Source organism: Sagittula stellata E-37 (genome assembly GCF_039724765.1).
Taxonomy (GTDB): Bacteria; Pseudomonadota; Alphaproteobacteria; order Rhodobacterales; family Rhodobacteraceae; genus Sagittula; species Sagittula stellata.
In genome coordinates, this window is sequence record NZ_CP155729.1 from 1,319,731 (window position 1) to 1,334,088 (window position 14,358).

At 66.1% G+C, this 14,358-nt stretch carries 12 protein-coding genes and 1 other RNA gene; 7 read left to right on the forward strand and 6 right to left on the reverse strand.

Annotation, left to right across the window (positions count from 1 at the left end):
* Positions 1 to 141: 141 nt before the first annotated feature.
* Both ABFK29_RS06255 and ABFK29_RS06260 read left to right on the forward strand, forming a co-directional pair.
* Positions 142 to 1,665: an ankyrin repeat domain-containing protein gene (locus ABFK29_RS06255; RefSeq protein ID WP_005860513.1), complete on the forward strand. Its 1,524-nt coding sequence runs from the start codon at positions 142 to 144 to the stop codon at positions 1,663 to 1,665.
* 131 nt (positions 1,666 to 1,796) lie between these two features.
* A complete protein-coding gene (locus ABFK29_RS06260; protein WP_005860515.1) occupies positions 1,797 to 2,336 on the forward strand; it encodes a protein-tyrosine phosphatase family protein in 540 nt (179 codons plus the stop codon).
* Between the two features lie 53 nt (positions 2,337 to 2,389).
* On the opposite strand, the gene ffs is transcribed toward ABFK29_RS06260, so the two are convergent.
* Positions 2,390 to 2,489: signal recognition particle sRNA small type (gene ffs / locus ABFK29_RS06265), an RNA gene on the reverse strand.
* A 173-nt stretch (positions 2,490 to 2,662) separates the two neighbouring features.
* Between ffs and ABFK29_RS06270 the strand changes: the two genes are divergently transcribed.
* On the forward strand, positions 2,663 to 3,766 hold the full coding sequence (locus ABFK29_RS06270) for a THUMP domain-containing class I SAM-dependent RNA methyltransferase (protein ID WP_040604764.1): 1,104 nt from the start codon (positions 2,663 to 2,665) through the stop codon (positions 3,764 to 3,766).
* Positions 3,767 to 3,895: 129 nt separating this feature from the next.
* Entirely contained in the window at positions 3,896 to 4,726 is an 831-nt protein-coding gene (locus ABFK29_RS06275; protein WP_005860520.1) for a class I SAM-dependent methyltransferase, read from the forward strand.
* Between the two features lie 16 nt (positions 4,727 to 4,742).
* On the opposite strand, the gene ABFK29_RS06280 is transcribed toward ABFK29_RS06275, so the two are convergent.
* A complete protein-coding gene (locus ABFK29_RS06280) occupies positions 4,743 to 5,381 on the reverse strand; it encodes an HAD family hydrolase (RefSeq protein ID WP_005860522.1) in 639 nt (212 codons plus the stop codon).
* A 215-nt stretch (positions 5,382 to 5,596) separates the two neighbouring features.
* Between ABFK29_RS06280 and ABFK29_RS06285 the strand changes: the two genes are divergently transcribed.
* Positions 5,597 to 7,228, forward strand: a complete 1,632-nt coding sequence (locus tag ABFK29_RS06285) for a flavin-containing monooxygenase (protein ID WP_005860524.1) — start codon at positions 5,597 to 5,599, stop codon at positions 7,226 to 7,228.
* 70 nt (positions 7,229 to 7,298) lie between these two features.
* Here the strand turns inward: ABFK29_RS06285 and ABFK29_RS06290 are convergent, their stop codons facing one another.
* The 4 genes from ABFK29_RS06290 to ABFK29_RS06305 all read right to left on the reverse strand — a co-directional run bounded on the left by ABFK29_RS06290 (position 7,299) and on the right by ABFK29_RS06305 (position 12,688).
* Positions 7,299 to 8,183, reverse strand: a complete 885-nt coding sequence (locus tag ABFK29_RS06290) for a helix-turn-helix domain-containing protein (protein WP_005860526.1) — start codon at positions 8,181 to 8,183, stop codon at positions 7,299 to 7,301.
* An 83-nt stretch (positions 8,184 to 8,266) separates the two neighbouring features.
* A complete protein-coding gene (locus ABFK29_RS06295) occupies positions 8,267 to 9,460 on the reverse strand; it encodes a serine hydrolase domain-containing protein (protein WP_005860528.1) in 1,194 nt (397 codons plus the stop codon).
* Between the two features lie 101 nt (positions 9,461 to 9,561).
* Entirely contained in the window at positions 9,562 to 10,584 is a 1,023-nt protein-coding gene (locus ABFK29_RS06300) for an AraC family transcriptional regulator (RefSeq protein ID WP_005860530.1), read from the reverse strand.
* 124 nt (positions 10,585 to 10,708) lie between these two features.
* A complete protein-coding gene (locus ABFK29_RS06305; protein ID WP_005860532.1) occupies positions 10,709 to 12,688 on the reverse strand; it encodes a bifunctional 2',3'-cyclic-nucleotide 2'-phosphodiesterase/3'-nucleotidase in 1,980 nt (659 codons plus the stop codon).
* Positions 12,689 to 12,854: 166 nt separating this feature from the next.
* On the opposite strand from ABFK29_RS06305, the gene nudC reads away from it, so the two are divergent.
* Both nudC and ABFK29_RS06315 read left to right on the forward strand, forming a co-directional pair.
* Positions 12,855 to 13,808, forward strand: a complete 954-nt coding sequence (gene nudC, locus ABFK29_RS06310) for an NAD(+) diphosphatase (RefSeq protein ID WP_005860534.1) — start codon at positions 12,855 to 12,857, stop codon at positions 13,806 to 13,808.
* A 67-nt stretch (positions 13,809 to 13,875) separates the two neighbouring features.
* On the forward strand, positions 13,876 to 14,343 hold the full coding sequence (locus ABFK29_RS06315) for an SRPBCC family protein (RefSeq protein WP_005860536.1): 468 nt from the start codon (positions 13,876 to 13,878) through the stop codon (positions 14,341 to 14,343).
* Positions 14,344 to 14,358 lie beyond the last annotated feature (15 nt).

Here is a 14,358-nt window from a genome sequence, read left to right on the forward strand (position 1 = left end):
CGCTAGGATCAGGCATGGCCCATCGGCAGGGGGCCGCCTGATCCGCGGAAAGCCATCGCACCTGCATCTGACGTCGAAGACCGACATCTTCGGATTTCTCTGGCCCGAGCAGCGGATTGCGGGCGATGACGGAGGAAGCCGATGTCCGAAACATCCCTCGAAAAGCTGCGTATTGACGCCAAACTCCTGCACCGTGCCTGGATCGCGCGTGAACCATGGGCGGTGGAACGTGTGCGCCAGCACCCGCCCCGAAAGGATCTGACCAACCTCGTCCGCGCCGATTTCCTGCACATCATCGCGCAGGAAAACGGGTTCGCCAGTTGGCCCCGGCTAAAGGCGGAGGCAGAGAGGACCGGTCTTGATCGGGCCGCACGTCTGCAACGACTGAAGGTGGCGCTGGCCCATGGGCAGGTCGATCTGGCCGAAACCCTTCTGGAAGAGACGCCGGACCTCGCCGACGGTCTATTCGGTCTCGAATGCGCACTCTACCGCCGCGCGGCGGTGGAAAAGGCGTTGGCCGCCAAACCGGAACTCGCGGTGCAGCGACTGGGACCGCGCACGCCGATTCTTCACCTGGCCTACTCGCGCTGGATCCACAAGCGCCCGGAACTCGAAGGCGACATGCTGGCGATTGCCGATCTTCTGATGTCCCACGGGGCGGATGTGAACGACGGACTGCACGGTCCAGACGGGCACAAGCTGTCGGCGCTCTACGGTGCCATCGGCCATGCCGACAACATGGTTCTTGGCGCGTGGTTGCTGGATCACGGCGCGGATCCGAACGACAACGAATCGCTCTACCATGCGACGGAGCTGGGCCACCACGAAGGCCTGCGGCTGCTTTTGTCTGCAGGGGCCAGGCCGGAGGGGACCAACGCGCTTTTCCGGGCAATGGACTTCAACGATCATGTCGCGGTCGACATGCTTCTGGCGGCACATGCCGACCCCGATGACTTCAAGGGCCGGGTGGTGGGGGCAGAGGCCCCCACGGTCATTCCCGCACTGCATCAGGCGGCGCGGCGGGGCTGCGACGGGCGGATGGCAGAAATGTTGCTGGACGCCGGGGCGAATGCAGAGCGGCGCTGGCAGGGCACACACCCGTTGGCCTTCGCGAAGGTCTATGGGAATGCGGAGGTCGCGGCGGTTCTGGAAACGCGTGGCGCCACGTGCGCCCTGACGGAGGAGGAGGTTCTGCTGGTGCGCGCCGCCGAGGGTGAGGACAGCCCCGGTGTCTATGTCGATCCCAACCGTCTGGCCGATCCCTATCGCAACATCATCCACGACATTCTGCGCCTGCCGGGTCGCATGGACCATCTGAAGCGCCTCGTCGCCATCGGGCTGCCGTTCGACACGGCGGACGCGCAAGGGATCACGCCGGTCCAGATCGCAGGGTGGGAGGGCCTGCCCGAGATCATGGGCTGGCTGCTGTCGCTGCGCCCCGACCTGAGCCACATCAACGGATACGGTGGCACGCTCCTGTCCACGATACTCCACGGTTCAGAGAACAATCCCGCCCGTGCCGACCGGGATCACGAGACATGTTTGCGGCTGGCGCTGGAGGCCGGAGTTGCCTTGCCACGGCACGTCATCAGCGCGACGGGGCGATCCGATCTGCGGGGGTTCCTGTCGGATTGGGCGGAGGCCTGGCCCGGGCAGGTTGTCTGACAGCCAGCCCGTTCGCATCTCAAAGGCTCTGCGCCGACCGAATCGCTAGGACCGGGGCGTCAAGTGTGTATCATCGGGCAGAACGGGTTTTCTCCGGTCAGGTGTACAAGAGGGCGGGAAGAGCGGCGTAAGTGACGGGGATCGGAGCGAAATCGGCGGTCGTGATGCATGCGTGGCCTGTCGGTGGCGGGATCGTTGCTATCTCGCCGCTGCCGGGTGCGGGCGGCGATTATCGCGGCGACCTAGATCACCTGGCAAGCTGGCGCCCGGCCATGGTGCTGTCGCTTGTGACCCCGGGGGAACTGGTGGACGCGGGGGCGATGAACCTCGGCCAGAACATTCAGGACAAGGGCACGCGCTGGGTGCACCTTGCCGTCGGGCCGGGCGGCCTGCCGAGCGCCAGTCAGATGGAGGCCTGGCCCACCGTGTCGGAACAGGCGCGCCGTGCCCTGCTGGGGGGCGGACGGGTTCTGGTGAACAGCCGCAACGGCGGCGGACGCTGCGGCATGGCCGTGCTGCGCCTGATGATCGAGGCGGGCGAAGCCCCGGACGAGGCCGAGGAGCGGCTGAAGAGCGTATGTCCGGAGGCGGAGGGGACGGCGGAACAGATGGATTGGGCAAGGGCTGCGCCGCGTGGCGCGGCGCGGTTCGTCCGTCATCCGGATCGCTGACCTTCGGCAAGCCGCCCGGAAAAGCAAAAGCCCCAGCGCAGAGGCCGGGGCTTTGTGGTGAGAGATTGCAACGACCCAAGCGGGGCTCGTTACGGCTGCTTCCTTCCGGACCTGACCGGGTTGGCGAGGCGCCTGCCCGCACAACCTCTCGACCGCTCATCTAAGGAATCGCGCCGTGGATTGCAAGGGCAGCGGCCAGCAGGTCGGACAACACTGCGAGCGCCATGACCATCGGTGCCCGGCAGCAGGCGCAGGGTTCGATGGATGACATGTCGCTTGCGCGAAACCCGGTGGACAGGCGGCCCGGAACCGGTAAGAGCGGGGGCATGGACACGCCATTCGAGATTTTCCTGAGCGCCCCTCCCGGGCTGGAAGCCGTTCTGGCAGAGGAGGCCGCCGAGGCAGGTCTGGCCACGCCAAAGGCCGTCGCGGGCGGCGTCCTGACGAGCGGCGGGTGGCCCGATGTCTGGCGGGCGAACCTGTGCCTGCGCGGGGCCTCGCGCGTGCTGGTCCGCATCGCCGAATTCCGCGCCTTCCACCTGGCCCAACTCGACAAGCGCGCGAAGAAGGTCGACTGGACGGCATACCTTCCCAAGGGCGCCGACGTGCGTGTCGACGTGACCTGCCGCGCATCGAAGATCTACCACGACCGGGCTGCCCGGTCGCGTGTGGCGGGCGCGATGGAGGCGGCGGGGCTGAAGGTCACTGCCGAGGGGGCCTTCCGTGTCATGGTACGGATCGAGGACGACCTCGTGACCGTGTCTCTGGATACGTCCGGAGAGCTGCTGCACCGCCGAGGCTACAAGGAGGCGGTTGGCAAGGCGCCAATGCGCGAGACGTTGGCGGCTTGTTTCCTGCGCGCGGCGGGGTATCGCGGGACCGAAACCGTGGTCGATCCGATGTGCGGCTCTGGCACCTTCGTGATCGAAGCAGCGGAAATCGCGTCGGGTCTGGCACCGGGCCGCGCGCGCCGGTTCGCCTTCGAGGCTTTCCCGCCATTCGACGCCAAAGCTTACGATGCAATCCGCCGCGAAGCCGGCCTGGAAGCCCGGCCTACGGACTGTCGGTTCTTCGGCGCCGACCGCGACGACGGAGCCATCCGGGGCAGCACGGCCAACGCGGAGCGCGCCGGCGTGTCCGGGGTCTGCACCTTCACCCGCGCCCCGGTCAGCGCCCTCGAACGCCCAGATGGGCCGCCCGGACTGGTCATGGTCAACCCCCCCTACGGGGCGCGGATCGGTGACCGGAAGCTCCTGTTCGGGCTGTACGGATCGCTGGGCGCGGTGCTCAAAGAACGGTTCGGCGGATGGCGGCTGGGTATGGTGACCTCGGACGGCGGCCTGGCCAAAGCCACCGGGCTGGACCTGGACGCCGGGCCGCAGGTGGCGTTCGGCGGGCTGAAAGTCAGGTTGTACCAGGCCGCGCTCTAGGCGCGGCAAGACAGCGTTTCGGTCCTGCGTTTGCCTTGGGGGCGACTGTGTCCCGGCGGGCATCCAACCGGAACTTGCCACACAGTGGCCTGGGGCCGTAAGGTTCCGTTAGGTCAGATAGAGGCGCACATGGCGGACAGTCGGAACATCTCGGATCACTGGGGCACCGGCGACGTCTATGGCAGGATCGTCGAGACCATGAAGGCTGCGGGGATCGATCCCGACACGGTGACAATCGAGCAACTCGCCCCGGTCGATCATTTTCACGCACGGGGCTTTCCGGCCACGCAGGATCTGGCAGAGGCGCTGCCTTTCCGGGAAGGTCAAAGGATCGTCGACATCGGCAGTGGGATCGGCGGTCCGGCGCGCTACCTCGCGCGGCGCTTCGGTTGCCAGGTGGAGGGCATCGACATCACCGCGCCCTTTGTCGATGCGGCCAACCGTCTGACCGACCTCGTCGGCATGACGGGCCATGTTGCCTGTGTTCACGGTGATGGGCAGGCGCTGCCCTTCGAGGACGAAAGATTTGACGGCGGGTACAGCCAGCACGTCACGATGAACGTCCCGGATCGCGCCGGGTTTTTCGGTGAAGCGTTCCGGGTGCTGAAGCCCGGCGCTTTCTTTGCGATCACGGAGCATGGGCTTGGCCCTGCCGGCGATCCGCACCATCCCTTGCCTTGGTCGGAGGACGGCAGCGGTGCTTACCTCATGACGCCCTCCGACACGGTCTCACTGCTTTCCGGGGCGGGGTTCACCGAGATCGAGGTCACGGATACGGGCGACAAGTACCTTGAAGGGTACAACAAGGCCATCGAACTGGCGGAGAACGGGCAGGTCCCGGTGTTCGGTGTCCATATCCTGCTTGGGCGGCAGGCGCCGCAGATCGTGCGCAACGCCGCCCGCAATATCGCCGAGCGCCGGACACATCCGGTACAGATCGTTTGCCGCAAACCGGTTTGACTGCGTCGCGCGGGCGTTAACCCAGCCCGGCCATGCGTGCACCGGTGAGCAGGTCGACGGCGGTGTGGTGGGCGTGTCCTTCCTCGACCAGCGCGATGTCCGGCACCACGACGACGGTCATTCCCGCGGCGCGCGCGGCGCGGGCGCCGGGGGTGCTGTCCTCGAATGCGAGGCACCGCTCGGGCGAGACGTTCAACCGGGCGGCGGCGGTCAGGTAGGGCTCCGGATCGGGCTTCGGGAGGGTCACGCAGTTGCGTGTCACCACGGTGGCAAAGCGATGGGTCAGGTCGGCGGCCAGGAGCTTGCGGTCGGCACTTGCGCGCCCGGAAGACGTCGCCACCGCGCGGGGCAGCCCCATTTCCTCGATCAGGTCCAGAAGTGCGTGCACCGTCGGTTTGAGAGGCATCCCGGAGACCATCAGGTTGTTGTGCTCCTCATCCCAGGCGGCACTGAACTCTTCCATCCTGTGGGCGCCGTACTCGGCGGCGAGCCGGGCGTTTGTAGACGCCATGTCGCCGCCGACAAGCGTGCGGAAGAAGCTTTCGGTCATGGGTGGGCCGAAGCGGGAGGTGGCACGGCGGGCGGCCTCGAAAGCGAGGCGTTCGGTGTCCAGCAACGTGCCGTCCAGATCGAAGATCACCGCATCGTATGGCATCGTCAAACCTTTCCCAGAACAGTTGCGTGATCGCTAACACGCGGCGCCCCTATGTGGAAGCCAAGCGGCTTCACGTCGTGTGTCAGGCTGTTGCGGGTTTCGTTCAAAGGGCCGTCAGGAACGTTCAAGACCCCCCGGGCCGGGGCCGCCTAGCCTTTCCGGATCGGCTGGCCGGGAGGGGCCATCCGGGAAAAACACCCAATGGGAGGAACAGGATGACACGGAAACTGGACGCACTGGTGATCGGCGCGGGCGTGGCGGGGCTATACCAGCTCTACCAACTGAGGCGCGAGGGACTCGACGTGCACGGTGTCGAGGCCGGCACTGACGTAGGCGGCACCTGGTACTGGAACCGCTACCCCGGAGCAAAGTTCGATTCCGAGAGTTACATCTACCAGTACCTGTTCGACGAAGACCTCTACAAGGACTGGACCTGGAGCGAACGGTTCCCCGGCCAGCCCGAGATCGAGCGTTGGATGCATTACATCGCGGACCGGTTGGACCTGCGCAAGGACATCACATTCGGTGAAAGGGTGACGTCGGCCAAGTGGAACGAGGGCACAGGCCGATGGGCGGTGACGACCGACACCGGCGAGACGTACGACACCCGCTACCTGATCGGCTGTACCGGCATGTTGTCGGCGCCATTGACCGACCGGTTCCGGGGGCAGGACACGTTCAAAGGGACCATCGTCCATACCGGCCTTTACCCCAAGGAGGGCGTCGATCTCGAAGGCAAGCGCGTGGGCGTCATCGGGATCGGCGCGACCGGTATCCAGGTGATCCAGACCATCGCGCCGGTCGTCGGCTCCCTCACGGTTTTCGTGCGCACGCCGCAATACGTTCTGCCGATGAAAAACCCGAAGTACGGCCCGGCAGAGGCCGCCGCCTACAAGGCGCGCTGGGATGAGCTTAAGACCAACCTGCCCGTGACCTTCACAGGGTTCGAGTACGACTTTGAGCACGCCTGGGCCGACTGCACGCCGGAGGAACGCCGCCGGATCCTCGAAGACACCCACGCCGACGGGTCGCTGAAGCTGTGGCTCGCCTCGTTCGGCGAGATGTTCTTTGACGCGGAGGTGTCCGAAGAGATCAGCGCCTTCGTCCGCGAGAAGATGGAGGCGCGGCTGAAGGACCCGGACCTGATCGACATCCTCGTGCCGAAGCCGGGCGATTACGGGTTTGGTACGCACCGGGTGCCGCTTGAGACGAACTACCTTGAGGTCTACCGGCAGGACAATGTCACAGCCGTTCCGGTCAGGAACAATCCGATTGCCGAGATCGTGCCGGAAGGTGTGAAGCTGGCCGACGGCACGGTCCATGAACTCGACATCATCATCATGGCTGTGGGGTTCGACGCGGGGTCGGGTGCGCTGACACGGATCGACATCACCGGTCGCGACGGCATGACGCTGCGCGACGAATGGGCGAAGGACATCCGCACCACGCTCGGCATGCAGAAGTACGGTTTCCCGAACCTGTTCATGACCGGTGCGCCGCTCGCCCCCTCGGCGGCCCTATGCAACATGACCACCTGCCTGCAGCAGCAGACGGAATGGATCACCGACTGCATCAAGGCGGTGCGGGCCGCGGGCGAGACGGTAATCGAACCGACGGCAGAAGCGGAGGACGCCTGGGTCGCGCACCATGACGAGACGGCCAATGCCACGCTGATCTCGAAAACGGACTCGTGGTACACCGGCTCCAACGTGGCGGGCAAACCGCGCCGGGTGCTGTCCTACACCGGCGGCGTCGGCACCTACCGGAAGAAGTGCGAAGAGATTGCGCAGAACGGCTACGAAGGGTTCGCCATGTCGAAGACGCCGGAAGTCGAAGCGGCGGAGTGATCGCGTCGGGGCAGCGTGCCCGGAAGGCGTGCGCTGCCTCGGTCAAGAGGCGCCGGACCTGCGCTGGAAATCACGACGCCTGCCGCCGGAAGACGGCGGGTGTCACGCCGTAGGCGGCAGAGAACAGCCGCGTCAGATGGGCCTGGTCGGAAAAGCCGCAATCCGCCGCCACCGCCTTAATAGGCAGAGGGGTGCGGGCCAGAAGGTGCCGGGCACGTTCCAGCCGTCGCGCCTTGACGAAAGCGTAGGGCGGCAGGCCGAAGCTGCGGCGGAACTGGCGGGCAAAGAGGCAGGGCGTCAGCGACAGCGCCTCGGCCATGCCGGTCAGGTCGAGCGACTGCGACAGCCCGGCGTCGATGTAGTCGAGAATGCGGGCCTGCTGCGCGCGGCTCAGGCCGCCCCGATCCCTGTCAGGCGGCATCCGCACCATCGCATAGCGCCGCAACAGGTGGACGATCAGCCCGCGCGCCACGCTGTCGACATAAAGCGCGCCGCCAAGCCCTTGGGTCTGTGCCTCGTCGGAGATGGCTTTCATGGCATGGCTCATCACCGGGTCTTCGGTGCGCAGGATGTCGGCCAGTGCGACGTCGGTCACGGTGCAGTCGAGCACTTCGCTGGCGACCTCGGCCACAAGCGTGCCTGACAGGTAGACATGCGTCACGTCGATGGGTTCCACCCAGTTCCACGACACCTGCTGCGCGCGAGTCAGAAGAGACACGGCGCCCGGGCCCAGCGTCTCCCTTGTCCAGCGCCCGTCGAACCGGCGCTGCATCGGAGTGACGCCGGAGCGATATCCCACCAGCAGGAAGTCCCGCATCGCGGGCACGGTCACGTCCTGCCCCTGGTAGTGGTAGGAGCGGAGCGCCACGTTTTTCCAGCCAAGCCCGTCGCTGGCCTGAAGCAGGCGGCCCGGCACCCAGTCGGGCAGGGTCTCGAAGGTGATCAGGTCTTTCATCGGTCCTCCTCCCAAAGGCCGTGAAAAAAGCGGGGAACGGCGTGCCGCCCCCGCCTAAGTTTCCGGACGGTCCTAAAGTGCGGTCAGGCGGCCTTCGCTGCGGCGATGGCCTGATAGACGGCGCTCTCGAAGTCGAGGTAGCCGGGGAATGACACCGGGTCTCCGAACGGCAGGATCTGGGTTGCCCAGTACCCGCCGACGCCCGCCGCCCGGTCGATCCAGAAGAAGCTGTTGGCAAGCCCGGCCCAGCCGATGGCGCCTGCCGGACGGCCCGTGGGCGCAGTCTCGGTATTGACCATGAAGGTGTAGGACCAGTCCTTGCCGAGCCCGGGGAAGAATTCCGCATCGTTGGACAGCGACGGGATGACACCGGGCAGCATGGTCACTTTCTGCGGCGGCACCAGCGCGCCCTTCACGGCCCACTCAACAGTCTCGGGCTTCAGCACCCGGCCATTGGGACCGGCGCCATCGTTCAGCCACATGCGGATGAACTTCATGTATTCGGGAACGGTCCCGTAAAGACCGTGGCCGCCCATGTCGACCTCCGGGTTGTCGGGCAGTGCGAAGCCGTCCATGGGCGACAGGCTGCCGTCCTCGCCACGGGCGTGGATCGTCGCCGTACGCGCCTTCATGTCGTCGGTGCGGGTGAAGGCGATATCCGTCATCCCGAGCGGCGCAAAGACCCGTTCTGCCATGACCTCGCCAAGGCGCTTGCCGCGAATACCCTCGACCACCTGGCCGACCCAGTCGATGTTCGTGCCGTATTCCCACTTCTCGCCCGGATCGAACAGCAGGGGCGTCTCGATGGCGGCGCGGGTGCCGGATACGACGGAGGGCTGCCCATGCTCCTCGGCCATGCGTTTGTAGCTCTCGTTGAAGAAATCGTAACCGAAACCGCCGGTGTGCAGCATGAGCTGGCGGGTGGTCACGTCGGACTTCGGCGCGCGCAGGCGCGGGCTGCCGTCGCCATCGAAGCCTTCGATCACTTGCAGGTTTCCGATGGCCGGGGCGTAGGTCTTTGCGGGCGCATCGAAGTCCAGCAGGCCCTCTTCGACGCATTGCAGGGCGGTCGTCCCGGCGATGGCCTTGGTGGTCGAGAAGATGGCAAACACGGTGTCGAGGCTCATCTCTCCATCGCCGAGGCGCCGGTCGCCTGCGCTGCCGCCGTAGATGTCGCCGTCGCGGTCGGTGACCATGGCGACGACGCCGGGCACGCGGGGGCTGTCACTTGTCACACGCGACAGCACGGCATCGCAATTGGCCTTGAGATCTTTCATTTTGTCCTCCCATAGGGTTTTCCCATGGCGGGAGCGTACCCCCACCAAAGGCGGCTTTCTGTCCGTGACCGGCAGGGGCTGTCCGTTTTCGGAAGCGTTGTTCAGACCAGTTTGTGCCGTGTGACTGCGCGTGCACGGGTGTGCGAAGGCAATTCGCCAAAGCGTTCGCGGTAGCGCCCGGCCAGCGCACCGAGGTTCACGAACCCCCAGTCGGACGCGATATCCGAAACGGAGCGGTCCGCGTCCGCGCTTTCCAGTTCTGCCCGCAACCCGTCCAGCCTGCGCCCGGCCAGGAATTCGCGCGGAGACTGGCCCCGGAACCGCTGGAACCCGCCAGACAGGGTGCGTGCCGATACGCCGACGCGGCGGGCGACATCTCCTATCACCGGCGCTTCGCGTGCCTCGGCCTCAAGGATCTCCTCGGCGCGGCGGACATAGCCGGGGGCGGCGGTGCGGGCGCCATCCTCCAGCCGGATACCGGCGGCCATGGCCCAGCGGCGCAGCAGTTCGATGCAGATGAACTCTTCGAGGTGACGAGCCAGCGGGCCGTCCGCCGGCATCGCTCCGGGACCGGACATGGTGCGGGCGGCGTAGTCCAGCAGAGCCAGCCACGGAGACCCCGGGCCGCCGAACTTCGTCCGGCAGGCCCACAGCCGGTCGTCGGGGACGAAGCCGAACCAGCGTCGTGCGGTCTCTTCCATCACGGCGTGCGGGATGGTCAGGTTGAACTGCATGTGGTCGGTGTCGCCTTCCAGCCAGTAATCGGTGCGCGAGCAATCGACGACGAAGCTTTCTCCGGCGCCGGTGGAGGCGGGCGTGCCGGATGTCTGGTGGGACAGGGCCCCGCGCAGCGTGTTCAGGACGATGATGTTGCCCGCGTCCGGGTCGAAACTGTCGAGGAAGATGCCAGTGCCGTAGGAAAACCGCGTCATCGTCACGCGGCCCGCTTGTGCGGACAGCATCGTCGCGTCAGGCCGTGCGCCGCGTTCCAGCGGACGGACACGATAGGGCATGTAGACGGTGCGGCAGAAAGCCTGCACCTCGTCCCAGTCATGCGAGCGGGTGCGTCCGCGATGGTTCGCGGGCGCGCCCGAAGCGTCGTGCAAGAGTGCCTCCTCCAGCATCCTGCCACCCTCCGGTCATGTCTCCTCCGGAGGGCAGCATAGCATGGAAATCGGGCGCCGGTCGAATTCGGATACGCGACTTTGGTCGAGGGGCGCGCGCCGCCGGCGCCGCCCCGCCGATGGATCACAACGTGATGCGGAACATCGCGAAGCCGTTTTCGCCGTCGCCGGCATCCTCGATCTTCGCGCCGTCGACATCCGACAGCAGGTCACGCGCCTTGGGGCCGGTTTCGAACAGGACGGTGGTGTTGTCCATCGGCTTGAAGGACCAGTTGTCGTCGGCCTTCGGGTCGATGGTGCCCTGTTCGACGATGTAGCGCACGATGACGTCTCGGTTGGTGTCGGGCGCCTCGAAGATGATGGTGTCGCCCTTCGCGCCCGGGAAGCTGCCGCCGCCGGAGGCGCGGTAGTTGTTGGTCGCGATGACGAACTCCATGTCGTCGGTCACCGGCTGGCCTTCGTACATCAGGTCGACGATGCGGTTGGCGTCGGCGTTCACGACGTTACCCTCGCGGTCGAACTTCGATGGCTGCGACAGGTCGATCTGGTAGGTCACACCGTCGATGACGTCGAAGTTGTAGGACGGGAAATCCGGGTTCAGGAGGAGGGCATCGGTCGCGCCCGGTTCCACCTGGTTGAACATCCCGGCAGAGCGTTCGAGCCAGTCCTTCACCTGCGCGCCCGTCACCTTCACAGCACGGACGGTGTTGGGATAGAGGTAGAGGTCGGAGACGTTCTTGATCGCCACGTCGCCCACCGGAACGTCGGTGTAATACTCCGGACCGCCCCGGCCGCCGGCCTTGAAGGGTGCGGCGGCGGAGAGGACCGGCAGGTCCTCGTACTCCGTGCCCTGCAGCATCTGCTTGATGTACCATTGCTGCGCGATGGAGACGATCTGCACGGACGGATCGTCGGCCACGAGGGCAAAGTACGAATGCAGCGGGGCAGAGGTCTTGCCGACGGCGCGGCGCACGTAGGCCAGTGTTTCCTCGTGCTGCTGTTCGGTGGCGTCCAGAACCGGCTGGTAGCTTTCGACCAGCGGCTCGACGGAGCGGTCCTCGTTGCGCTGAGAGATCGGACGCGCCTCGGTCGTGGCGGAAACAACGCGCCATGTGTTGCCGTCCCGCTCAAGCAGCAGGTCGATCAGCCCGAGGTGCGAGCCCCAGAAGCCGCCCATGACGGCGGGCTTGCCGTGCAGAAGTCCGTTGTCGGCGTCCACGGCGGCGAACCCTTCGTAGGTCGGCGACGGGAAGACGAGGTGCGAGTGCCCCGTCACCAGCGCGTCGATCCCCTCGACCGCCGCCAACGGGACGGAGGCGTTTTCCATCCCGTCCTCGTGGTCGGCGGACCCGATGCCGGAGTGCGACAGCGCGATCACGATGTCGGCGCCCTGTTCGCGGATCTCGGGCACGTAGGCCTCGGCCGTTTCCACGATATCGCGGGCGGTGACGTTGCCTTCGAGGTGCTTGCGGTCCCAGTTCATGACCTGCGGCGGCGTGAAGCCGATGATGCCGATCCGGATCGGATGTGCCGTGCCCGCACCGTCCGTCACCTCGCGGTCGAGGATCACATAGGGCTTGTAAAGAGTCTCGTCTTCGCGCGGATTGGCGCCTTGGTTCTTGGCGATATTCGCGAGCACGATGGGGAACTCCGCCCCCGCAGTGGACTTCGCAAGGAAATCGAGACCGTAGTTGAACTCGTGGTTGCCGATGGTGGCGGCGTCGTAGCCCAGCGTGTTCATCGCGGTGATGACCGGATGCATGTCGCCCTCCTTCATGCCCCGCTCGTAGGCGATGTAGTCGCCCATCGGGTTGCCCTGAAGGAAGTCGCCGTTGTCGACCAGAAGCGCATTGGTCGCCTCGGCCCGGATCTGTTCGATGATCGAGGCAGTGCGGGCCACACCCACGGTGTCGACGGGTTTGTCGGCGTAGTAGTCATAGGGCCAGACGTGCACGTGCAGATCGGTCGTCTCCATGATCCGCAGATGCGCCTGGTTGGCGGCGGCGTTGGCGGAGTACGGGTGCAGGACGATCAGGGCCGCCCCGGCGGTGGTGCCCGCAAGGAACTGGCGGCGGCTGAACCGTGGTTTCTGTTTGTGTGTCATGGTTCCCCCATCGGATGTCAGGTTTTTTCTGCGGTCAGGTTGCACGGAAAAGGCACGGCGGTGTGACAGTTTTTTCGCATTCCGCGACGGCATGGCAGGTCGCCGCCGATGAATTGCATCTTTGCGTGCCGCTGTGCATGAAGGGGCTAGGCAGGGAGGGCGGCACATGCGTCATGCGGAACAGGTGACATTCGGCGGATCTGGTCTGGACCGGGCAGCAGAGCTGCGCGGCACGACGGACCTGCTGGCCGATCACGGCGGGCAATTGGTGGTGTTGTGGAACGGCAAACCGCTGGTGGCCGGCGAGGACCGGGACCTGACACTCCTGCGGCTGCCCATCGATCACCCTGTGCTGAAGGACGCGGTGCGCGCCCCGATCCTTCTGGGGCGCGAAGACGGTGTCCTGACGTGGGCGACCGATATCTCGGGCTGGGAGCCGGAGGAAACGGCAGAGACGTTGGGCAGTTTCGTGGACCCCAGCGAACAGCAGCATCCCATGGCACCGGAAGGACGGTTCGCCGAGCTGCGCCGCATCATGACGCGGCTCACCGCGCGCGACGCCGAGCTGGCGGCGACCGCGAAGGCGATCCACGGCTGGCATGACAGCCACGGCTTCTGTGCGCGCTGCGGAGCGGCGTCCGACATCCGGCAGTCGGGCTGGCAGCGGCAGTGCCCGTCGTGCAACGCGCCGCATTTCCCGCGCACCGATCCGGTCGTCATCATGCTGATCACCCGTGGCAACCGCTGCCTGCTGGGGCGTTCGCCCGGCTGGCCCGAGGGGATGTATTCCTGCCTGGCCGGTTTCGTGGAGCCGGGCGAGACGATCGAGGCCGCCGTCCGCCGCGAGGTCTTTGAAGAGGCCGGGGTCCGTGTCGGTGCCGTCCGCTATCTCGCCAGCCAGCCGTGGGCTTTCCCGTCCTCGCTGATGATCGGCTGCCATGGCGAGGCGGACACCACGGACATCGTGCTGGACCCGGTCGAACTGGAGGACGCGCGATGGGTCACGCGCGAGGAGGTGGCCGACGCCGCGGCCGGTCTGCGGCCGGATCTAATGCCTGCAAGGCGCGGTGCGATTGCGCATTTCATGCTGAGGGCATGGCTGGCGGACCGTTTGGATTGACGGCACCCTGCGCGTATGGTCCTCATCCATGGGGACCATGTTGTGTGGACAAGGGCGGTAAGACGACATGAAGTTGAAGGCACGAGAAGACATCGAGGCACCGCTGGACAAGGTTTTTCGGTCTCTCTCGGACCTCGAAACCGTGGAGCGGCAGGCGCTCCGGCGCGGCGTCGATGTCCAGAGGGTCAAGGGCGGGGCCGCAGCCACCGAAGGCATGGAATGGCGGGTGGGCTTTACCTACCGGGGCAAGAAGCGGGAAGCCGACATTACCCTCACCGAATACACGCCGCCGGAACGGATGGTCTTCTCTTCGATCAGTGGCGGCTTGAAAGTGGTCATGGTGATGGATGTCGTGGCCCTGGCGCGCGCCCGTACACGTGTCAGCGTCGAGGTCGAGATGGCCCCCACAACGCTGTCGGCCCGCCTTCTGGTGCAATCGCTCAAGCTGGCGAAGGGCGGTCTGGACAAGCGCTTTCAGGGTCGGATGCACGATCTCGCACAGGAGCTTGAACGCCGCTTGCAGGCAACCGGCTGAACGCTAGGTCACAGG